The following is a 17,973-nucleotide window of genomic DNA, read 5'->3' on the forward strand; positions in this document are numbered from 1 at the left end:
ATTGGAACAGCCGTGTCGAAGCGAGCCGCGACCAAGCCAGCCCAGCCCGAAGGCGCCGTCGGACCCCGCCAGCCCTGCCCGTGCGGGTCGGGCAAGCGCTACAAGGCGTGCCACGGCAAGGCCGGTGGCTCGGCGGACGTGATCGTGACCCGGCCGTTCGAGGGCCTGACCGCCGAGTGCGAGCTGGTCGCGCTGCGCGAGTTCGTCCCGTCGGCGATCGCGAAGCTGCCCATGCGCGACGGTTCCGACATCACCCTGGCGACGGTGCTGCCGATGGCGGCCGCCGCGCTGCACCGCAACGACGGCGTGCGCTTCGTGGGTCTCCAGGTGCAGACGCACTCCGGCGACATCAGCCGCGACCTGGCCCGCGCGATCGAGTGGGTGAAGGAGGCCGAGACCGGCCAGTCCCTGTCGGTCGTGGGCCCGGAAACCGAGGAGGCGGGCTCCGTCCCGACCCGGCTGCAGGACCTGATCGACCCGGACGCCGCCCTCGACGTCGAGCTGCACGCCGACTTCGGCTGGTGGCTGCCCGAGGACGTGGACCCGACCGGTGAGGTCGCGCTGTCGCTGGAACGCGCCAACGCCGCGATCATGCCCACCGACCGCCTCAAGGGCGTGACCTCGGCCTACTGGGTCGACGCCGGCGAGAAGGCGCACCTGCGCTGGGTCCGCCCGGAGCCGGAGGAGCAGCTGCTCGCCGCGTTGGCCCGGCTGTCGGCCCGCGGCGAGCTGGCCCTGGGCGAGGAGAGCCGCTACGCGGGCTCGTTCCGCGCGCACGGCCTGCTGGTCCCGGTCTGGGACCTCGACCGCGAACTGCACGCCCGCGAGTGGGACGAACCGGCCGTCGCCCTCGGAGAGCGCATCGACGAAGCCCTCGCCTCCCTGGACAACGAGCCGCTCACCAGCTCGGAACGCCGAGCCCGAGACGGTCTCCGAGGACGCCAAATCACCATCCGCTAACCGTCAGGCAAGCGACGGAGTGGCATACACCAGGAGTGGCGCGCGGAGTCCACGGCGCCGCTCAGGTTCCGCTTCTCGCACCGCCAAGCAGGACGACCACGGAGTCTTGTCACTAGAGCCGAGACCACCAACCACCGTGACTTCGCACCAGAAGCGTCACGTGCTCCGTTCGGGTGATCTCCATTCCCCAGGGCAACGAAGTGGCGGCTAGTTGCGTATCCCTCCACAGTGGTACCCGGCGTCTAGGGGGTGGAGGGGTGACCGCGCACTCGCCTGCCGTGCCGGCCGCTGCCGAGGCGTCCGGAGTACCTGTTGGGCAGGCGCGCCGGGGGGACATGGCTGCGACAGAAGACGATTTCGCCGAATTCGTCCGGGTGGCTCTGCCTGGGCTGATGCGTTACGGGCACGCGCTCACCGGCAATCCGCACGACGCCGCGGACCTGGTGCAAACGGTGTTGGAGAAGGTCGGCGCGCGCTGGAGCAAGATCAGCCGCACGACCGACGACCCCACCGCCTACGTGCGCAAGGCGATGGCGAACGCGCACATCAGCCGCTGGCGCCGCACTCGTCGCGAAACCCTGCTCGCCGAGTTCCCCGACGTCCCGGCCATCCCGCAGCAGGACCGCCTGGAGAACGAGCCGGTGTGGCAGGCGCTGCGCGATCTGCCGCCGAGGCAACGCGCGGTGGTCGTGCTGCGTTACTACGAAGGTCTTTCCGAACTGGAGATCGCCGACACCCTCGGCGTCAGCTGCGGAACTGTGAAGAGCCAGGCGAGCAAGGCGCTCACCTCCTTGCGGAAGCGGCTCGGCGAGACCGTCGAGGGAGGTGACGTGTGATGGATCTGGACGATGAGCTGCAGCGCCTGCTGCGCGACGATCGGCTGGACGTTCCGGTCCGCACCGGCGCGGAGTGGTCGCTGGTCGCCGCCGCGCGTCGCCGCCGCCAACGCAACGGGATGCTCGCCGCCACGGCCGCCGCGATCGGATCGGTGCTGCTGGTGGGTGGGGGAGTCGCGCTGGTCAGCCACGACCCCGCACCGCTGCCGCCGGCCCGGCCGCCGGTGGTCCAGCAGCCCGGCCCGCAGGTGCCGCCTCCGCTGCCGTCGAGCGGGTCCGTCGCGCCGCCGCACAGCGGGCACGTCCTCCCGCCGTCGCAGCCGGACACCCGGTGGCCGCAGTCGAACCCGCAGGAGCCGGACCCCTCGGTCAGCGAGTCGTTCGACCCGTCGATCCTGCGCACCGAGCCATCGCAGACGGCGGACCCGGAGACCTCCCAGCAGCCGGATCCGGAGACCTCCCAGAAACCCGCGCCGTCGGAGCAGAGCCCGCCCAGCGAAATGCACATCACCCCGGGCGGCTGAGCCACCCGGGGTGATGGGGACGGGGCGTCAGAGCGCGCCGCCGGCGGCCTTGGGGGCCGTGGGGTCGGTGCCCTCGTCGCCCACCGATTCGCGGGCGAGGAAGTTCTCGACGTCGAAGAGGTTGCCCTTGGAGCGGTCCACGACGTTGAGCAGCGTGGACATCGAGGAGACCTCCTCGACCTGCTCCTTGAGGAACCACTGCATGAACTGCTCGCCGAGGTAGTCGCCCTCTTCGCGGGCGGTCTTGGCCAGCGTCTCGATCTCCCGGGTGACCTCGCGCTCCTGCTCCAGGGCCAGCGCGATCAGCTCGCGGGTCTCGGAGAAGTCGTTGCGGACCTGCTCGATCGCCGGAATCTGCGGCTTGATGCTGTTGTCCATCAGGTACTGGACGATCATCATGCCGTGGTTCCGCTCTTCGAGCGCCTGCTTGTAGAAGTGCGACGCCAGCCGCGGCAGATCGTTGTCGTCGAACCAGACCGCGACCGCGATGTACTGCTGCGAGGCGGTGAACTCGTTCTTGACCTGTTCCTGCAGCAGGTGCTCGAACTTCGATTCCTTGTGCTGAATCTTCTTCGCGGTGACAGCCATGGCATCAATATAACCTTGAATTGGTCCAGTTACATTCCAGGTAAGCCTAATTATGATTTGGGTAGCCTTAGTTCCTCGGCGGCCGAAGAAAGGCTAGCCTCAATTAATCAAGCCAAGCCATACCTTGCCGTTTTGGCTGGTAGAAGCGCTACGAGCTGGGCAGATGCGGGCAGTTGGGGATTCGTCGGACGATCGAACGCATACACGTTCGCGAATCTGTCCTCCGAAGATCTTCGGCTTGTTCTCGATCGCACCTGAAAAATGTTCGCCCGATCAGGTGGTGGGGATTCCCGTGTCGCTCAGTTGTGCCCTGCTGATCGGACACGACATGCACCTCGGGCCACCCCGGCCGGAACCCAGTTCCGAGCCGCTGATGCGCAGCACCTCGATGCCGGCCTCCTCCAGCCGCGCGTTCGTCTCGGCGTTGCGCTCGTAGGCCACCACCACGCCGGGAGCGACCGCGAGCGTGTTGTTGCCGTCCTCCCACTGCTCGCGCTCGGCGGTGACGGGGTCGAGCCCGGTGTCGATGACCCGCAGCCGGTCGATGCCCATCGCCTCCGCCGCCGCGTCCAGGAACGGTTCCGGGCCGGAGACGTCGAGCTCGCCGTCCTTGGGGCGCAGCGCGTAGGCGCGCAGCGAGTGCTGGATCGCCGGGTACATCACCACGGCGTCCCGGTCGACCATCGTGCACACGGTGTCCAGGTGCATCGACGCGCGCGCCTGCTCGATCGGCACCGCCAGGACCGTGTGCGCGAGGTCGTCGGCGAACATCGAGCGGGCCAGCGATTCGGCGCCCGCGGGGGTGGTGCGCTCGCCGACGCCGATCGCGACCACGCCGGGGGCGAGCAGCAGCACGTCGCCGCCCTCCACCGGCGCGGAGTGCGCGCCGTACGCGCGGGCCGCGTGGGAGAACCGCGGGTGGTAGGCGTAGATCAGGTCGGTGATCGCCGACTCGCGCCGCCGGGCAGGCATCGCCAGCGCCGCGATCGCCACCCTGTCGCCGATCCACACCGACGAGTCGCGGGTGAACAGCAGGTTCGGCAGCGGTTCGATGGCGAAGTCGTGCGGGCGGTGCATCCGCCGCACCAGCGAGTCGCCTTCGGCGCGGGGCAGTTCCTCGAAGGTCATGCCGCCGATGAGCACCTCGGCCAGCGTCGCGTCGGTGACGCCGGAGAGGTGCGAGCGCAGCGCGTCCGCCACGGCGCCGCCGAGCCTGAGCTCGTCGACACCGGCGTGCACGGCCGCGGCTCGCGCGCGGGCGTCGGTCAGCGCCTCGGTGAGCAGGTCGCGCAGCAGCAGCACCTCGACGCCGCGTCCGCGCAGCACCTCGGCGAAGGCGTCGTGCTCCTCCTGCGCCCGGTCGACCCAGGGGATCGCGTCGAACAGCAGCTGGTCGTTGTTGCGCGGCGTGAGGCGCTTGAGCTCGGAACCGGGCCGGTGCAGCACCACCGAGTTCAACGGTCCGACTTCGCTCTGGACGTGCGGTCGAGTCACTCCCGAAGCCTAGCCCGGACGAACAGAATCGTCGCTGATCACGCTCATTTTCGATGGAACATGAACTTTCTCGGCCACTGAACCATCGATGTGTTGCGTCCAGTGCGGGATTCCAAGATCACGGGAGCCAGCCGACGTGGCCGCGCAGCGCCGAGTAGCCGACGAACGCCACGACGTCGATCAGCGCGTGGCCGACGATGAGCGGGACCAGCCGGTTGGTGCGCTGCCAGATCCGCCCGTAGACCAGGCCCATCACGACGTTGCCCACGAAGCCGCCGAAGCCCTGGTAGAGGTGGTAGCTGCCGCGCAGCACCGCCGCCAGCCACAGCGACCGGTTCTCGCTCCAGCCGAGCTGTCGCAACCGGGTCAGCACGTAGCCGACGACCAGCACCTCCTCGGCGAAGGCGTTGCCGAACGCCGCGAGCGCGAGAACCGGTGCCCGCCACCAGGCGTCGGTCAGCGTCGAAGGCTGCACGGTCAGGCTCAGGCCCAGCGCGTGCGCCAGCAGGTACAGCCCGAGGCCGGGAATCCCGATGAGCGCCGCGAGTCCGACGCCGCGCAGCGCGTCCCCGCCGAGCCGGGTGCGGTCCAGGCCGATCCGCCACAGCGCCATGCCGCCGCGCCACAGCAGGAACGCGCCCAGCGCGCCCCACGCGACCAGGCGCAGCACGTTGACCAGTTGCGCCAGCATGTCGAGCAGTCCGAGATCGGCCTGCGGCTGGTTGATCGCGACCTGCTGCTGCGCCAGCGGAGTCGTCTGCAGGAGCGCGTCCAGCAGCGAGATCAGGCTCTGCAACCCCGACATCCCCAGGGTCACCGCGAACACCACGAGCAGTTCGATACCGATCGCCTTGCGCTCCGCCGGATCGGTGAACTCCTCGGGATCACCGGGGCGTGTAGGGCTCAGCCAGGCGCGCAGGGTGCTCACCGGACGAACCGTACCCGGCGTCGTGTTGTCGCCATCCGGATGTCGCGCCTCGTCGTGGAGGGAGAGATTTCGGTTGGAACCGCGGGAGGCCCGCATCCCGTCGTAGGGAGTGGTCGCCGACGCCGGAGGGGTGGGCGTGGACGTTTACGTGTGGGGCACGCAGGAAGCCGAGCCCATGGCCGAGACATTGCCGGCACTGGCCATGCGCGTGCTGCGGGAGGTTCGGGAGTTCGATTCGATCAACTGCGCGCTGGGCGCGACCGATTTCTTCGGGATCCGCGACGGCGTGCTGGTGGAGTTCCAGTACGCGGATCCGGGCGGTCTGCAGGTCCGCTTCTCCGACGGTCTCCGCGAAGGCCGGGCGTGGTCGGTGGCGCACGCGTTCCTGTGGCTGGTGACGCGCCAGACCCAGGTCGCCGAAGCCGTCCTCCTCGGCGGGGACGACGGATCGCTGCGGTTCCGCCACGGGCGGATCACCCGCTCGGCCACGTGGTTCTCGGACGAGCTCTCCTGAGCGCGGGGCGGTTCCGGTCCGAACCGACCATGATCGAAGTCCACTTCGTCCGGTCGGTTCGGACCAGAACCGTCCGCTGCCGAGTTCAGGACCCCTTGCGCTGCTGGGCGAGGAAGGGACAGCCGACGAGGCGGCGGAGTTCGAAGCCGAGGCGCTCGGTGGTGTCGGCCGGGCGGGAGAAGCCGAGCCGGACGTCGTGATCGCCGTCGGAGGACTCGACGCGCAGCCGCAGGCCGTAGCGGTCCAGGCCGAGCGGGCGGATGTGCCCGCCGCGCAGCTGTTCCGGCAGGTGCCGGGCGAGCAGGCCGACGACGTCGCGGTGCGAGAGCTCCAGGTGCCGCAGCCAGTCGTCCTCGAAGGTGCAGAACGGGTCCGGGGTCGCGGCCTGGAACTCGGTGGAGTCCACCGAATCCGAGCCCTCGGCGTCGGCCAGCACGATCGAGGCGGACTCCAGCCGCAGCACGCTCGCGCCGTGACCGGCGTCCAGCAGCCGCGGGTCCGGGCGGTCGTCGACGATCGACAGCACCTCGTGGTGCGCCTCTTCGGGATCCAGCACGCGCAGCCACCCGGTCAGCCACAGCAGTCCGCGGACCGGTTCCCGCAGGCGCACCGGGGTCGGGTCGGCGACCTCGATGACGGCGGCGAGCTCGCCGCGCGGTGCGTGCCAGCAGGCCGCGATCAGCGGGTGGTCGTCGGCGAGCAGCACGGTCGCGCTGCCGTCCGGGTGCACGTGGTGCAGCAAGGGGGCGACGCGAGCCGAGACCTCGCCGGACGGCAGCAGTGCCGCCTTCCCACCACGCTTGGCAATGCTCCTGGCTCGTTCCGCGACACTGGGTCTGGCCGGCTTGCGGATCGTCTTCTCGCCCACCTGCTCACCTCCTACTTAGGCAAGCCTAACTTAAGCTTGAACGTGGCGAAAGCCCCCGGTCCGGTGAGCGGATCGCGGATCTCGCGGACTTCCCACGCGATGCAACGCCCTTACTACCAGGTGCGACGACGCGATGGGGAGCCGACCGGAGTAGTGAGCGGAGGGCCGTGCGGGTGGTATTTCGGACCGAACCACCCGGGTGGTGGGTGCGGTGACTACGCAGGGGTGCATGATGTCGGCCAAACTCGTCCCAGGGAGCTGCATATGACCCGGTCAGACGTCCGTTTTTCGGGCATCTTTGTTCACTGGCCGCAACGGCACTAGCGTGTCCACCGTGTCAAGCGCTGTTGAGCTTCGCGCGCCAGGTCCGCGCGGCATCCCACCCCTGTTCGCCCGACTGGTCGATGACGCCGCGCTGTTCCCACCCGGCAACCGCAACGAGGCGGCCACTCCGGTGCCGCAGGCGGTCGCCGAGCACCTGGACGCGCGGGCCGGTGAGTTCGCCGGTCTTCTCGGCCCGATGCTGTGCCAGGCGTCGCGGCTCGCCGAGCTGATCACCGAGCTGGCCAAGGCCAAGCCGTCCTCCCCGGTTCCGCTGTCGCTGGTGTGCGACACCGGTCTGGGGGGCGTCCCCAAGGCGCTGTCGATCATCGAGGGACGTCAGGAGCTGCTGGCCCTGCGGATGGTCGAGATGCCCGCGCCGTCGGACGTCGACGACATCTGGCTGGAGCGCGTCTCGGAGTTCGTGCCCGAGGACATCACCCGGGTCGTCGAACCGCGCCGAGGTGGCGAGGGATGGCTGGACGGCGTTCGCCGCGTCGCCGAGCACGGCTGCTGGCCGAAGGTGCGCACCGGCGGTCAGACCGCCGAAGCCGTCCCCACCGTCGACGAGGTCGCCGATTTCCTCGCCGTCGCCGGATCGCTCGACGTGCCGTTCAAGGCCACCACCGGTCTGCACGCCGCCGTCCGGGGCGAGGATCCGGAAACCGGGTTCACCCATCACGGTTTCCTCAACCTGCTCGTCGCGACCGGGCGGTCCCTTTCCGGGAAGGATGTGCGGGCGGCGCTGGAAAGCACCGATGGCGCCGCGCTGGCCGAGGAGGCCCGCTCGCTGTCCGACGACGCGGCCAACGCGGTGCGCGACGTCTTCGCCTCGTACGGCTCGTGCTCGCTGAAGGACCCCGTCGCCGAACTGGAAGGATTGGGGTTGCTTTGAGCTGGATCGAGGACGCCGAGTTCGCCCCGGACAAGCCGTTCGGCCCGCAGACCCTCCCGTACGGGGTGCTGGTCACGGGCCACGGTCCGGTGGTCGCCGTGCGCGTCGGGCGGCACGCCCTGCCGCTGCGCGGCATCGCGGGTGAACTCGGTCCTCGCCTGGCGGAGCTGATCTCCGGTGACTCCCTCGACCCGCTGCTCGCCGCGGGCCGCGATGCCTGGCGCGAGCTGCGGGAACGGCTCACCGGCATCGTGACCGCCGACCGCGCGCCCTCCGGCGCGGAGCTGGTGCGCACCGACTGGCACACGCTGTCGATGCCGTTCACCGTCGGTGACTACGTCGACTTCTTCGCCTCCCGGCACCACGCCGAGAACGTCGGCCGCATCCTGACGCGCGGTTCGGCGCCGCTGCCGGAGAACTGGACTCACCTGCCGGTCGCCTACCACGGTCGTGCCGGGACGGTCCACGTCTCGGGCACCGACGTCCACCGGCCCAGCGGTCAGCGCAAGGCCGCCGGTGACGCGCACCCGGCGTTCGGCCCGACCCGGCGACTGGACTTCGAGGCCGAGGTCGGGTTCGTCTGCGGCGGCGAGGCCGCCGCGCAGATCCCCACCTCCGAGTTCTCCGATCACGTCTTCGGCGTCGCGCTGGTCAACGACTGGTCGGCGCGCGACGTCCAGGCGTGGGAGTCCAAGCCGCTCGGCCCGTTCCTGGCCAAGTCCTTCGCCACCTCCATCGCCGGTTGGATCACGCCGCTGGAGGCCTTCGAAGAAGCCAGGATCGCCGCTCCGCCGCCGGAGCAGCCGTTGCAGCAGTACCTGGTGGAGCACGAACCGTGGGGTCTCGACCTGCGGCTGGAGGTGCGCTGCAACGAGACGTTGCTGTCGCAGCCGAGGTTCGCGGACATGTACTGGTCGCCCGCCCAGCAGCTGGCGCACATGACAGTCGGCGGGGCACCGGCCCGGCCCGGCGACCTGTTCGCCTCCGGGACCGTGTCCGGGCCCGAACGCGACCAGCGCGGGTGCCTGCTGGAGCTGACCTGGGGCGGATCGGAACCGATCACGCTCTCCGACGGCGAGCAGCGGACCTTCCTCCAGGACGGAGACCGGGTGACACTGAGTGGCAGCGCGCCGGGTCCTGGCGGTTCGGTCGTCGGGCTCGGTGAGGTGACCGGCACGGTGCTCGCGGCGGCTCGGAGGTGACGCGATGGCCAGACCTGATCCGGCGCACGCCGCCCCGCGACTGCCACCCGAGGTGCCGGCGGGCACCAAGGAGAGCTCGCTGACGCTCGAGCGCGGGCTGAGCCTGCTGCAGGCGGTGGCCGACGCGGAGAGCGAAGCGCCCACGATCAGCGACCTGGCCGCGCGCATCGGCGTGAGCCGCGCCGCGGTGTACCGGCTGCTCGGACCGCTGCAGAGCCGCGGGCTGGTGCGTCGCGAAGGATCCCGGGTCCGGCTTGGCCTGGGCGTGCTGTGGCTGGCGGGACGGGTCCTGCCGCAGCTGCGGGTCGCCTGCACGCCCGCGCTGCGCGGACTGGCGGAGAAGGTCGGTGCCACCGCGCACCTGACCGTCGCCGACGGCAGCGAGGCGCAGGCCGTGGCGGTCGTCGAACCGTCCTGGACCAGCTACCACGTGTCCTACCGGGTGGGCACGCGTCATCCCGTGCAGCGCGGTGCCGCCGGGCAGGCGGTGGACCTGCCGGTGGGCTCTCCGCGGTGGATCTCCAGCAGCGGTGACCTGCAGCAGGGCGCGTTCGGCGTGGCCGCGCCGGTGCGAGGGGTCCCGGGGCTGCGCGCCAGCGTCGGAGTGGTGGCGCTGCAGCCGATCGCGGCCGACGAGATCGGGCCGATGGTCGTCGAGACGGCCGAGACCGTCGCGGAAGCCCTGCGGTGACGGTCCGCGTCGGGCCGCCCACCTGATCGTTGGGAGAGGTTCTTCCGGGCGGGTGGCCGAGGTCGCGCTGCGTGGAGAGGACCTTGGTCCCGTTGAAACCAGGACGCTCGACCGGGCGATTGGGGGCCCTTGCCTCTGCGCGCGTGGGTGCGCGGACGGCAGTGTGGTGCTGTGGATCTGCTCGACATCGCGCGCTGGCAGTTCGGGATCACGACCGTCTACCACTTCCTGATGGTGCCGCTGACCATCGGACTGGCGATCCTGGTCGCCGGAATGCAGACGGCCTGGTACCGGACCGGGAACCGCCGATACCTGAAGATGACCAAGTTCTGGGGCAAGTTGATGCTCATCAACTTCGCCATGGGTGTGGTCACCGGGATCGTGCAGGAGTTCCAGTTCGGCATGGCCTGGAGCGCCTACTCCCGCTTCGTCGGTGACGTCTTCGGCGCACCGCTGGCGATGGAGGGCCTGCTCGCCTTCTTCGTCGAGTCGACCTTCCTCGGCCTGTGGATCTTCGGCTGGGACCGGTTGTCCAAGGGCGTGCACCTGGCGTGCGCGTGGGCGTTCTCGCTGGCCACCGTGCTGTCGGCGTACTTCATCCTGGCCGCCAACTCCTGGATGCAGCACCCCGTCGGCGTGCGCATGGTCGAGGGCAAGCCGGAGCTGATCTCGATCTGGGCGGTGCTGACCAACTCGACGGTGCTCGCCGCGTTCCCGCACACGATCTTCGGATGCTTCGCCGTCGCGGGCGGATTCCTCATCGGCATCGCGGCCTGGCAGATCGTCCGGCAGCGCAAGCAGGCCGACATGGCCGGGGAACCCGTCGACGAGGAGGACCGGCGGACCTGGCACGGGTCGATGCGGCTCGGCGCCTGGGTGGCCGTCGTCGCCTTCGCCGGCCTGGCCATCAGCGGTGACGTGCAGGGCAAGCTGATGTTCGACCAGCAGCCGATGAAGATGGCCTCCGCGGAAGCCCTGTGCCACAGCGAGGCGCCCGCCAGCTTCTCGGTCTTCGCCGTCGGCGACGTCAGCCGTCCCAACTGCGAGGACGTCAAGAGCCTGACCGTGCCCTACATCCTGTCCTACCTCGCCGAAGGTGACTTCACCAGCGAGGTCGACGGGGTCAACGAGCTGATCCCCAGGTACCAGGCCGAGTACGGCACGCACTACCCGAACGACCCGAGGCTGGGGCAGTTCGCGGGCCAGCCGATCGACTACCAGCCGCTGCTGCCGGTGACCTACTGGGGATTCCGGTTCATGATCGGCTTCGGCGGCCTGGCCGCGCTCGGTGGCCTGGTCGTGCTGTGGCTGACCCGCAAGCAGCGCTTCCCCAAGGGCAAGCTGTGGGTTCCGCTGGCGCTGCTGGGCATCGGAGCGCCGTTCGTCGGCAACATCTCGGGCTGGGTGTTCACCGAGATGGGCCGCCAGCCGTTCGTGGTCGCGCCCAACCCGAACCCGTCCGGTGTGGACGGTGTCTTCATGTACACCGCTTCGGCCGTGTCCTCCGGCGTCACGCCCGGCGAGATGCTGACCTCGGTGATCAGCCTGACCGCGCTGTACGGGGTGCTGCTGGTCGTGGAGGTCTTCCTGATGATCCGCTTCGCCCGAGGAGGCTTCGCGGCCGTGATGCCACCGGAGAAGGAACCCGGCGAGTCCGACTCCGACGAAGCCCTGTCCTTCGCGTACTGAGAGGCCGAGATGGATCTGCCCACCTTCTGGTTCCTCGTGATCGCCCTGCTGTGGCTGGGATACCTGTTCCTGGAGGGCTTCGACTTCGGCGTCGGCATGCTGCTGCCGATCTTCGGGCCCCGGCGCAGCGAGCACGGCAACACCGACCGCAGAGTCATGATCAACACCATCGGCCCGGTCTGGGACGGCAACGAGGTCTGGCTGATCGTGGCCGGTGGCGCTACTTTCGCCGCCTTCCCCGGCTGGTACGCCTCGCTGTTCTCCACCGCGTACCTGCCGCTGCTGTTGCTGCTGCTCGCGCTCATCGGGCGCGGCGTCGCCTTCGAGTACCGCGGCAAGGTCGACACCGACCGGTGGCGTCGCACCTGGGACACCGTGATCGTGCTGGCGTCCTGGATCGCACCGGCCATGGTGGGACTGGTCCTGTCGGCCAACGTCTTCGGACTGCCGCTGGACGCCAACGGTGACCGGGTCGGCGGCTGGTGGACGATCTTCAGCCTGCCCAGCGTCGTCGGCGCGATCGCCGTGGTCACCTTCTCGATGCTGCACGGCGCGGTGTTCCTGGCGCTCAAGACCGAGGGCGAGATCCGACTGCGCGCCCGGCGGTTCGCGCTGCGCGCGGGCGTGCCGCTGCTGCTGCCGGTGGTCGCGCTGGTGCTGCTCGCCCAGTTCCGCGAGGGCTCGGCCTGGACCTGGATCCCGCTGGTCATCGCACTGGCCGCCGGACTTCTCGGGGTCGCCAGGGTCGCCGCCGATCGCGAGGGCCAGGCGTTCTTCCTGCAGGCCGTCGCGCTGACCGGCGTCGTGGTGACCCTGTTCGGAGCGCTGTGGCCGAACGTCATCCCGTCCACAGTGGACCCGGCGTTCTCGCTGTCGATCGAGGACACCGCCGCCAGCGACTACCCGCTGATGATCATGACGTGGGTCGCCGCGTTCGGAACCCCGGCCGTGATGATCTACCAGGGTTGGACCTACTGGGTGTTCCGCAAGCGCATCGGCACCAAGCACATCCCGCCGGTGCACGCGCCGTGACCGGGCCGCTCGGCGCGCTGCCCCGGCTGTCCGGGGCGACCCGGCGCGCCCTGGTGGTCGCGGGACTGCTCGCAGCGGGCAACGCGGTCGCGCTCATCGCGCAGGCGTGGGCGATCGGCAGCGCGCTCGCCGACGTCGTCGTGCGCGGTGTGCCCGCAGCCGAGATCGGCGACCGGCTTGTGGTCCTGGCAGTCGCCGTGATCGCCCGCGCCGTGCTGAGCTGGGCGACCGAATCGGTGTCCGCTCGCGCCGCCGCCGGTGCCAAGGAAGAACTGCGCGCGCTGCTGCTCGACTCCGCGCTGCGGCGCGGGCCCGAGTGGATCGGCAGGCGCGGCCCCGCCGAGCTGACCGCGCTCGCCACCCGCGGCCTGGACGCGCTCGACGCCTACTTCACCAAGTACCTGCCCGCGCTGGTCACGGCCTCGATCGTGCCGCCGCTGGTCGGCGCCTGGATCCTCTGGTCGGACTGGGTGTCCGCGCTGGTCGTGGTCCTGACCGTGCCGCTCATCCCGCTGTTCGCCTGGCTCGTCGGCCGCTTCACCGAGCAGCGCGTCGCCCGCGCCACCGACTCCGAGCACCGGCTGTCCGCACGCCTGCTGGAACTGATCCGCGCGCTGCCGGTGCTCACCGCCTTCGGCCGCGCGCGGGCGCAGCGCGAGGTCGTGCGCAGGGTCGGCGAGGAGCACCGCCGCAGCGCCGTCGCGACGCTGCGGATCGCGTTCCTGTCCGCGTTGGTGCTGGAGCTGTTCTCGTCGCTGTCGGTGGCGATGGTCGCCGTCGGCATCGGACTGCGGCTCGTCGGCGGCGACCTCGACCTGACCACCGGGCTGTTGGTGCTGGTCCTGGCGCCGGAGTGCTACCTGCCGCTGCGCGCGGTCGGCGCCGCGCACCACGCCAGCGAGGACGGTGTGGAAGCCGTCCGGCGGGTGGACGAGATCGTGTCCGCGCCCGAGGAGACCGGCTTCGCGATCTCCGGCTCGCCGGACGACGAGCCCGGCGTGCTGCGGGTGTCCGGACTGCGAGTGCGACGCCGCGACGCCTTCGTGCCGGACGGGCTGAGCTTCACCGCGCGCCCCGGATCCGTGGTGCGGCTCGCCTTCGGCGGCGTCGGCCCCAGCGGCAGCGGGAAATCCACGACCCTGTCGGTGCTCCTCGGCTTCACGCGCCCCGATTCCGGCACGGTGACCTGCGGCGGAACCACCCCCGGCGTCGCGGAGTGGCGCCGGCGGATCGCCTGGGTCCCGCAGCACCCGACCTTCACCGGGGGAACGGTCCACGACGAGCTGCTGGTGGCCACCGCCGATCAGCCGGACCTGATGGAGCACGTCGACGAGGCGCTGGCCGAGGCGTCCGCCGGCCACCTGCGGGACCGCCGCATCGACGAGCTGTCGGCCGGCGAGCGGCAGCGCGTCGCCGTCGCCCGCGCGCTGCTGCGACTGCGCGGCTCGGCGACTTTCCTGCTGCTCGACGAACCGACCGCGCACCTGGACGCGGCCAGCGCGCGGCACGTCGACGCCGCGATCGAACGCGCTGCCGCGTCGGGCGCGACCGTCGTCCTGGCCAGCCACCGCCCGACCGGTGAAGGCGCCGAGGTCGAGATCTCCGCTCCGGCCGTCGAAGCGCAGGTCGGGGAAGCGGCCACCGGCCGTGGGCGGCTGCGCGACCTGATCAGCCCCCGGATGCTGGTCGGCGCGGGGCTCGGGGCGCTGTCGCTGCTGTCCGGTCTCGCGCTCACCGCCGTGTCCGCCTGGCTGATCGCTCGCGCCTCCCAGCAACCCCCGATCCTGACGCTGTCCGTCGCGGTCGTCGGTGTCCGCACCTTCGCGCTCTCGCGTGCCGCGCTGCGCTACGTCGAACGCCTCGTCACCCACGACGCCGCCTTCCGCACCGCCGGTGACCTGCGGGAACGACTGTGGGCCGGGCTGGTCCGCCTCGGACCGGTCCGCACCGCCGGACTCCGGCGCGGCGAGGGAGTGGCGCGACTCGTCGACGACGTCGACAAGGTCCGCGACCTGCTCCCGCGCGTCCTGCTGCCACCCCTGATCGCGTTCGCCGTGCTCGTCGCCGCCGTCGTCGTGCAGGCGCTGGTGCTGCCCGAAGCCGGTCTCGTGCTCGCCGCCGCGCTGGCCGTGGCGAGCGTCGCGACCCCCGCCGCAGCGGTGATCGCCGAACGCCGCGCCAGCGACGCGGTCGCCGAAGGCCGTCGCGTCGTGGCCGCGAAGGTGCTGGCGCTGCTCGACGGCGCCGCCGAGCTGCTCGCCTTCGGCGCGCACACCGGCCGCCGAGCCGAACTCGCCGCGGCGGACACGCGGCTCGCCGCCCGCGCGCGCCGCGCAGCGTTCGGAACCGGTGCCGCGACCGCCGTGCACACGCTGCTGATCGGCGCCGCAGTGCTCGGCAGCATCCACCTCGCGGCCGTCGCCGTCGCTGAAGGGCGCCTGGCCCCCGAACTCGCACCGCTGCTCGGGCTCGTCCCGCTGGCCGCGGCCGAAGCCGTCGCGCTGCTGCCGCCCGCCGCGCAGCAGTGGCGATCGATGCGCACCGCCCACGACCGGATCGCACCACTCCTCACCGCCCGGGAGGCCGAAGCCCCGCCGGCCCGAACCGGCGGCGAGATCGAACTGGTCGGCGCCGACGTCGCCTGGCCCGACGGCGAACCGGTGCTCACCGGCCTCGACCTGAACGTGCCCGCGGGATCGCACGTGGCCGTCGTTGGACCCTCCGGAGCGGGCAAGTCGACCCTGCTCGCGCTGCTGCTCGGTTTCCTGCCCGCCTCGCGCGGCCTGGCCCGGGTGCCCGAGCGCGTCGCCTGGTGCCCGCAGGACCCGCAGCTGGTGACCACCACCATCCGCGAGAACCTGCGGCTCGCGGCCCCACGCGCGTCCGACGCCGAACTCGCCGAAGCGCTCGACGCCTCCGCGCTGACCGGCTGGGACCTGAACACACCGGTCGGCAGCGGTGGGACCGAGCTCTCGGGCGGCGAAGCCCAGCGGCTCGCGCTGGCCCGCGCCCTGCTCGCCGACGCCGACCTGGTGCTGCTCGACGAACCCACCGCGCACCTCGACGCGGAGACGGCCGACGCGCTGCTGAACCGCCTTCGCACCGACCTCCGAGGCCGGACCGTCGTGCACGTGACGCACCGGATCACCGAGATCGCGGGCGCCGACCTGGTGCTGCGGGTGGACGGCGGCACCGTCTCAGCCGTGACCACGGCGGATGTGTCATGAACCGCAGTCGCGACTCCCTTCATCGCGTGTACGGGCGCTATAGCCTCGAAAGCGTCATGGATTCCACCCTCGCCAGACGGATGCTCACCGCGTCCACCGAGATCACCAGAGTGGCGCTGTCCGCGGAAGACCCCGAGGCCGTGCTGCCGCTGGTGGTCCGCCGCGCCGCGGAACTGGCCGAAGCGGACCTCGGCGTGGTCACCGTCCGCTCCGACGACGGCAGGCTCACCGTCGAAGCCGCCTACGGCGCACCGAGCGCCACCGTTCCGCTCGCCGACCCCGTCGGCACCGTGCTGTCCTCCCGTTCCGCGGCCGCCCGCGTCGCGCGCAGCGGCGTTCCCGTGGTCGTCGACGACCTGATCGACGACCCGCTGACCGCGCCGTACGTGCCCGCGTCGCTGCGGGTCTACGGCCCGTTCGCCGTCGCTCCCTTCGGCACCCGCGAACGACGTCTCGGCGCGCTCGCCGTCTACCGGCGGCGTGGCGCCTCGACCTTCAACCGCGTCGCCGTCGACGTGCTCACCTCCTTCGCCGCTCAGGCCGGGCTCGCGCTCGTGCTCGCCGAAGGCTCCACCGCTCGCCAGCGCATCGCCGTCTACCAGGAGCGCGAACGCATCGCCCGCGACCTGCACGACGTGATCGTGCAGCGCCTCTACGCCGCCGGCGTGCAGCTGGACGTGCTGCAACGACGGGTCGCGGGCAGCCTCGACACCGCCGACGCCGACCGGCTGGCCGAGACCGTCGAGCAGATCGACCAGGCGATCGCCGAGGTCCGCGCCACGGCCCGCACGCTGCGCTCGGCCGACCCGGAGACGCCCACCCAGGCACCTGCGCTCGACGACTCGATCCGCTCCGAGGTGCAGATCGCCGGCGAGCTCCTGGGGCGGCCGCCGAAGCTGGAGATCGACGGCGACCTCACCGACGTACCGGTCCCGGTGGCCGACCACGCACGAGCCGCGCTGCGCGAGGCGTTGTCCAACGTCGTGCGCCACTCCGGTGCTCGCACCGTCCTGGTCCGGGTCCGCCGATCGGAGCCCGGACTGCGCTTGCAGGTCGTCGACGACGGCTGCGGCATCCCGCGCGACGTGAGCAAGCGCGGACTCCGCAACCTCGAAGAACGCGCCGCCGCTGCCGGTGGCCGCTGCACCCTCACCTCCTCCCCGGACAGCGGTACGACGGTCACCTGGGAAGTCCCGCTCGCCTAGATCGCGTTCCGCTCGATCGGGAACAGCCGGGTGCACACCCAGCGCTCCGCCCGCCGTTCGAGCCGCAGCGCCAGCGCGCGAACCCGGTGCGCGCCCACGACCAGGCACGCCTCCACCGCCGAGTCGCCGACCGCGCAGGCGTGCACCGACCGCAGCCGGTACTGCGGCTGGTCGGCTCCCCGCAGTCGGAGGCCGAGGAGGTTGCCGAACACGGTGGCGGTCAGGTGCTCGCGCACGTTCCCCGCACCTGATCGCCCGGCCAGCACGTCGAAGACCTGCCTGCCGATCACCGACGCCACCGACACCGCCGTGCGCTGAGCGGGATCGGGGACGGCGGGCAGCGGTGGATCGGTGCGAGGCAGCAGGTCGGTGCTGGGCTGGACTGCGGTCATGGCGCCTCCCTCATCGTTGATGTCGCCTTCGACGTGGAAGAGGCGCGAGGACCCCTGTTTCGGTCACTTCTCGGCCAGTGCCACTCGATCGTGTGGCCTACGGTGCTTCACGTGGATCTGCGAGGACTGTTGCTGGACTACGCCGGGGTGCTCGACGAACCGGGGATGGACGCGGTGGCGAGAGCGGTGGGCGGCGCCGGAGTGCGCACCGCCGTCGTCTCCAACGCCGACCGACTCGCGGATCCGGCATTGCTGGATGCGTTCGACGCGGTCGTCCTCTCCGGAGTCGTCGGATTCGCCAAACCCGATGCCGAGATCTACCGACTCGCAGCGCGCCGCCTCGGACTCGAACCGGGGGAGTGCGTGTTCGTCGACGACCTCCGCCGCAATGTCGATGGTGCGGTCACCGCGGGAATGGTCGGGGTCCACCACTCCGGTCTCGAATCCACGGTCATGGAGCTCCAAGCTCTCTTCGACCTCGAACTTGGCCTCTGACCTGGGGTTTCGCCCTTAAGGGGGGGTGGTGTTCATGGGGTTTTTCGGGGTGCGTAAAGTATTCCAGGTCAGAGCGACACGGGCCGGGAAAACCGGGCCGGGCCTGACGGGG

General features: G+C 71.1%; 17 protein-coding genes. 12 read left to right on the plus strand and 5 right to left on the minus strand.

Annotated elements, in window-relative coordinates; all coding sequences use genetic code 11:
• The first annotated feature begins 12 nt into the window (after positions 1–12).
• The 3 genes from AB0J91_RS31315 to AB0J91_RS31325 all read left to right on the plus strand — a co-directional run bounded on the left by AB0J91_RS31315 (position 13) and on the right by AB0J91_RS31325 (position 2,320).
• Positions 13–960, plus strand: a complete 948-nt coding sequence (locus AB0J91_RS31315; RefSeq protein ID WP_363876195.1) for a DUF5926 family protein — start codon at positions 13–15, stop codon at positions 958–960.
• Positions 961–1,295: 335 nt separating this feature from the next.
• Complete coding sequence (locus tag AB0J91_RS31320) at positions 1,296–1,796, plus strand: SigE family RNA polymerase sigma factor (protein WP_363785196.1); 501 nt, start codon at positions 1,296–1,298, stop codon at positions 1,794–1,796.
• Positions 1,796–2,320 carry a hypothetical protein gene (locus tag AB0J91_RS31325; protein ID WP_363876198.1) on the plus strand — a complete coding sequence of 175 codons (525 nt, stop codon included), beginning with the start codon at positions 1,796–1,798 and terminating at the stop codon, positions 2,318–2,320. Before AB0J91_RS31320 ends, AB0J91_RS31325 begins: the two co-directional genes overlap by 1 nt.
• Before the next feature lie 27 nt (positions 2,321–2,347).
• Here the strand turns inward: AB0J91_RS31325 and AB0J91_RS31330 are convergent, their stop codons facing one another.
• From AB0J91_RS31330 to AB0J91_RS31340, 3 genes are all read right to left on the minus strand, one after another.
• Positions 2,348–2,908 carry a ferritin gene (locus AB0J91_RS31330; RefSeq protein ID WP_363876201.1) on the minus strand — a complete coding sequence of 187 codons (561 nt, stop codon included), beginning with the start codon at positions 2,906–2,908 and terminating at the stop codon, positions 2,348–2,350.
• Between the two features lie 273 nt (positions 2,909–3,181).
• Complete coding sequence (locus AB0J91_RS31335) at positions 3,182–4,402, minus strand: arginine deiminase (RefSeq protein ID WP_363876203.1); 1,221 nt, start codon at positions 4,400–4,402, stop codon at positions 3,182–3,184.
• Positions 4,403–4,520: 118 nt separating this feature from the next.
• Entirely contained in the window at positions 4,521–5,330 is an 810-nt protein-coding gene (locus tag AB0J91_RS31340; RefSeq protein WP_363876206.1) for a CPBP family intramembrane glutamic endopeptidase, read from the minus strand.
• A gap of 136 nt (positions 5,331–5,466) precedes the next feature.
• Between AB0J91_RS31340 and AB0J91_RS31345 the strand changes: the two genes are divergently transcribed.
• Positions 5,467–5,844, plus strand: coding sequence for a hypothetical protein (locus AB0J91_RS31345; RefSeq protein WP_363876209.1), 378 nt, complete (start codon positions 5,467–5,469; stop codon positions 5,842–5,844).
• Positions 5,845–5,929: 85 nt separating this feature from the next.
• Here the strand turns inward: AB0J91_RS31345 and AB0J91_RS31350 are convergent, their stop codons facing one another.
• Positions 5,930–6,712, minus strand: a complete 783-nt coding sequence (locus AB0J91_RS31350; RefSeq protein ID WP_363785180.1) for a DUF2470 domain-containing protein — start codon at positions 6,710–6,712, stop codon at positions 5,930–5,932.
• 334 nt (positions 6,713–7,046) lie between these two features.
• Here AB0J91_RS31350 and AB0J91_RS31355 point away from each other — a divergent pair, with 334 nt between their 5' ends.
• The 7 genes from AB0J91_RS31355 (at position 7,047) to AB0J91_RS31385 (ending at position 16,974) form a co-directional block, all read left to right on the plus strand.
• A complete protein-coding gene (locus tag AB0J91_RS31355; RefSeq protein ID WP_363876212.1) occupies positions 7,047–7,928 on the plus strand; it encodes a hypothetical protein in 882 nt (293 codons plus the stop codon).
• Complete coding sequence (locus tag AB0J91_RS31360) at positions 7,925–9,130, plus strand: fumarylacetoacetate hydrolase family protein (protein ID WP_363876215.1); 1,206 nt, start codon at positions 7,925–7,927, stop codon at positions 9,128–9,130. The genes AB0J91_RS31355 and AB0J91_RS31360 overlap by 4 nt, the downstream gene beginning before the upstream one ends.
• A 4-nt stretch (positions 9,131–9,134) precedes the next feature.
• Positions 9,135–9,821: a helix-turn-helix domain-containing protein gene (locus AB0J91_RS31365; RefSeq protein ID WP_363876218.1), complete on the plus strand. Its 687-nt coding sequence runs from the start codon at positions 9,135–9,137 to the stop codon at positions 9,819–9,821.
• Between the two features lie 171 nt (positions 9,822–9,992).
• Entirely contained in the window at positions 9,993–11,510 is a 1,518-nt protein-coding gene (locus AB0J91_RS31370; protein WP_363876221.1) for a cytochrome ubiquinol oxidase subunit I, read from the plus strand.
• Positions 11,511–11,519: 9 nt separating this feature from the next.
• Complete coding sequence (gene cydB / locus AB0J91_RS31375) at positions 11,520–12,542, plus strand: cytochrome d ubiquinol oxidase subunit II (protein ID WP_363785167.1); 1,023 nt, start codon at positions 11,520–11,522, stop codon at positions 12,540–12,542.
• Positions 12,539–15,769 carry a thiol reductant ABC exporter subunit CydD gene (gene cydD / locus AB0J91_RS31380; RefSeq protein ID WP_363876223.1) on the plus strand — a complete coding sequence of 1,077 codons (3,231 nt, stop codon included), beginning with the start codon at positions 12,539–12,541 and terminating at the stop codon, positions 15,767–15,769. Before cydB ends, cydD begins: the two co-directional genes overlap by 4 nt.
• 56 nt (positions 15,770–15,825) lie before the next feature.
• Positions 15,826–16,974, plus strand: coding sequence for a GAF domain-containing protein (locus AB0J91_RS31385; protein ID WP_363876226.1), 1,149 nt, complete (start codon positions 15,826–15,828; stop codon positions 16,972–16,974).
• On the opposite strand, the gene AB0J91_RS31390 is transcribed toward AB0J91_RS31385, so the two are convergent.
• Entirely contained in the window at positions 16,971–17,366 is a 396-nt protein-coding gene (locus AB0J91_RS31390; RefSeq protein WP_363876229.1) for an Rv3235 family protein, read from the minus strand. The genes AB0J91_RS31385 and AB0J91_RS31390 overlap by 4 nt on opposite strands.
• Positions 17,367–17,477: 111 nt before the next feature.
• Here AB0J91_RS31390 and AB0J91_RS31395 point away from each other — a divergent pair, with 111 nt between their 5' ends.
• Positions 17,478–17,861 carry an HAD-IA family hydrolase gene (locus tag AB0J91_RS31395; protein WP_363876232.1) on the plus strand — a complete coding sequence of 128 codons (384 nt, stop codon included), beginning with the start codon at positions 17,478–17,480 and terminating at the stop codon, positions 17,859–17,861.
• Positions 17,862–17,973 lie beyond the last annotated feature (112 nt).

It is taken from the genome of Saccharopolyspora sp. NPDC049357 (genome assembly GCF_040677225.1).
Taxonomy (GTDB): domain Bacteria; phylum Actinomycetota; class Actinomycetes; order Mycobacteriales; family Pseudonocardiaceae; genus Saccharopolyspora.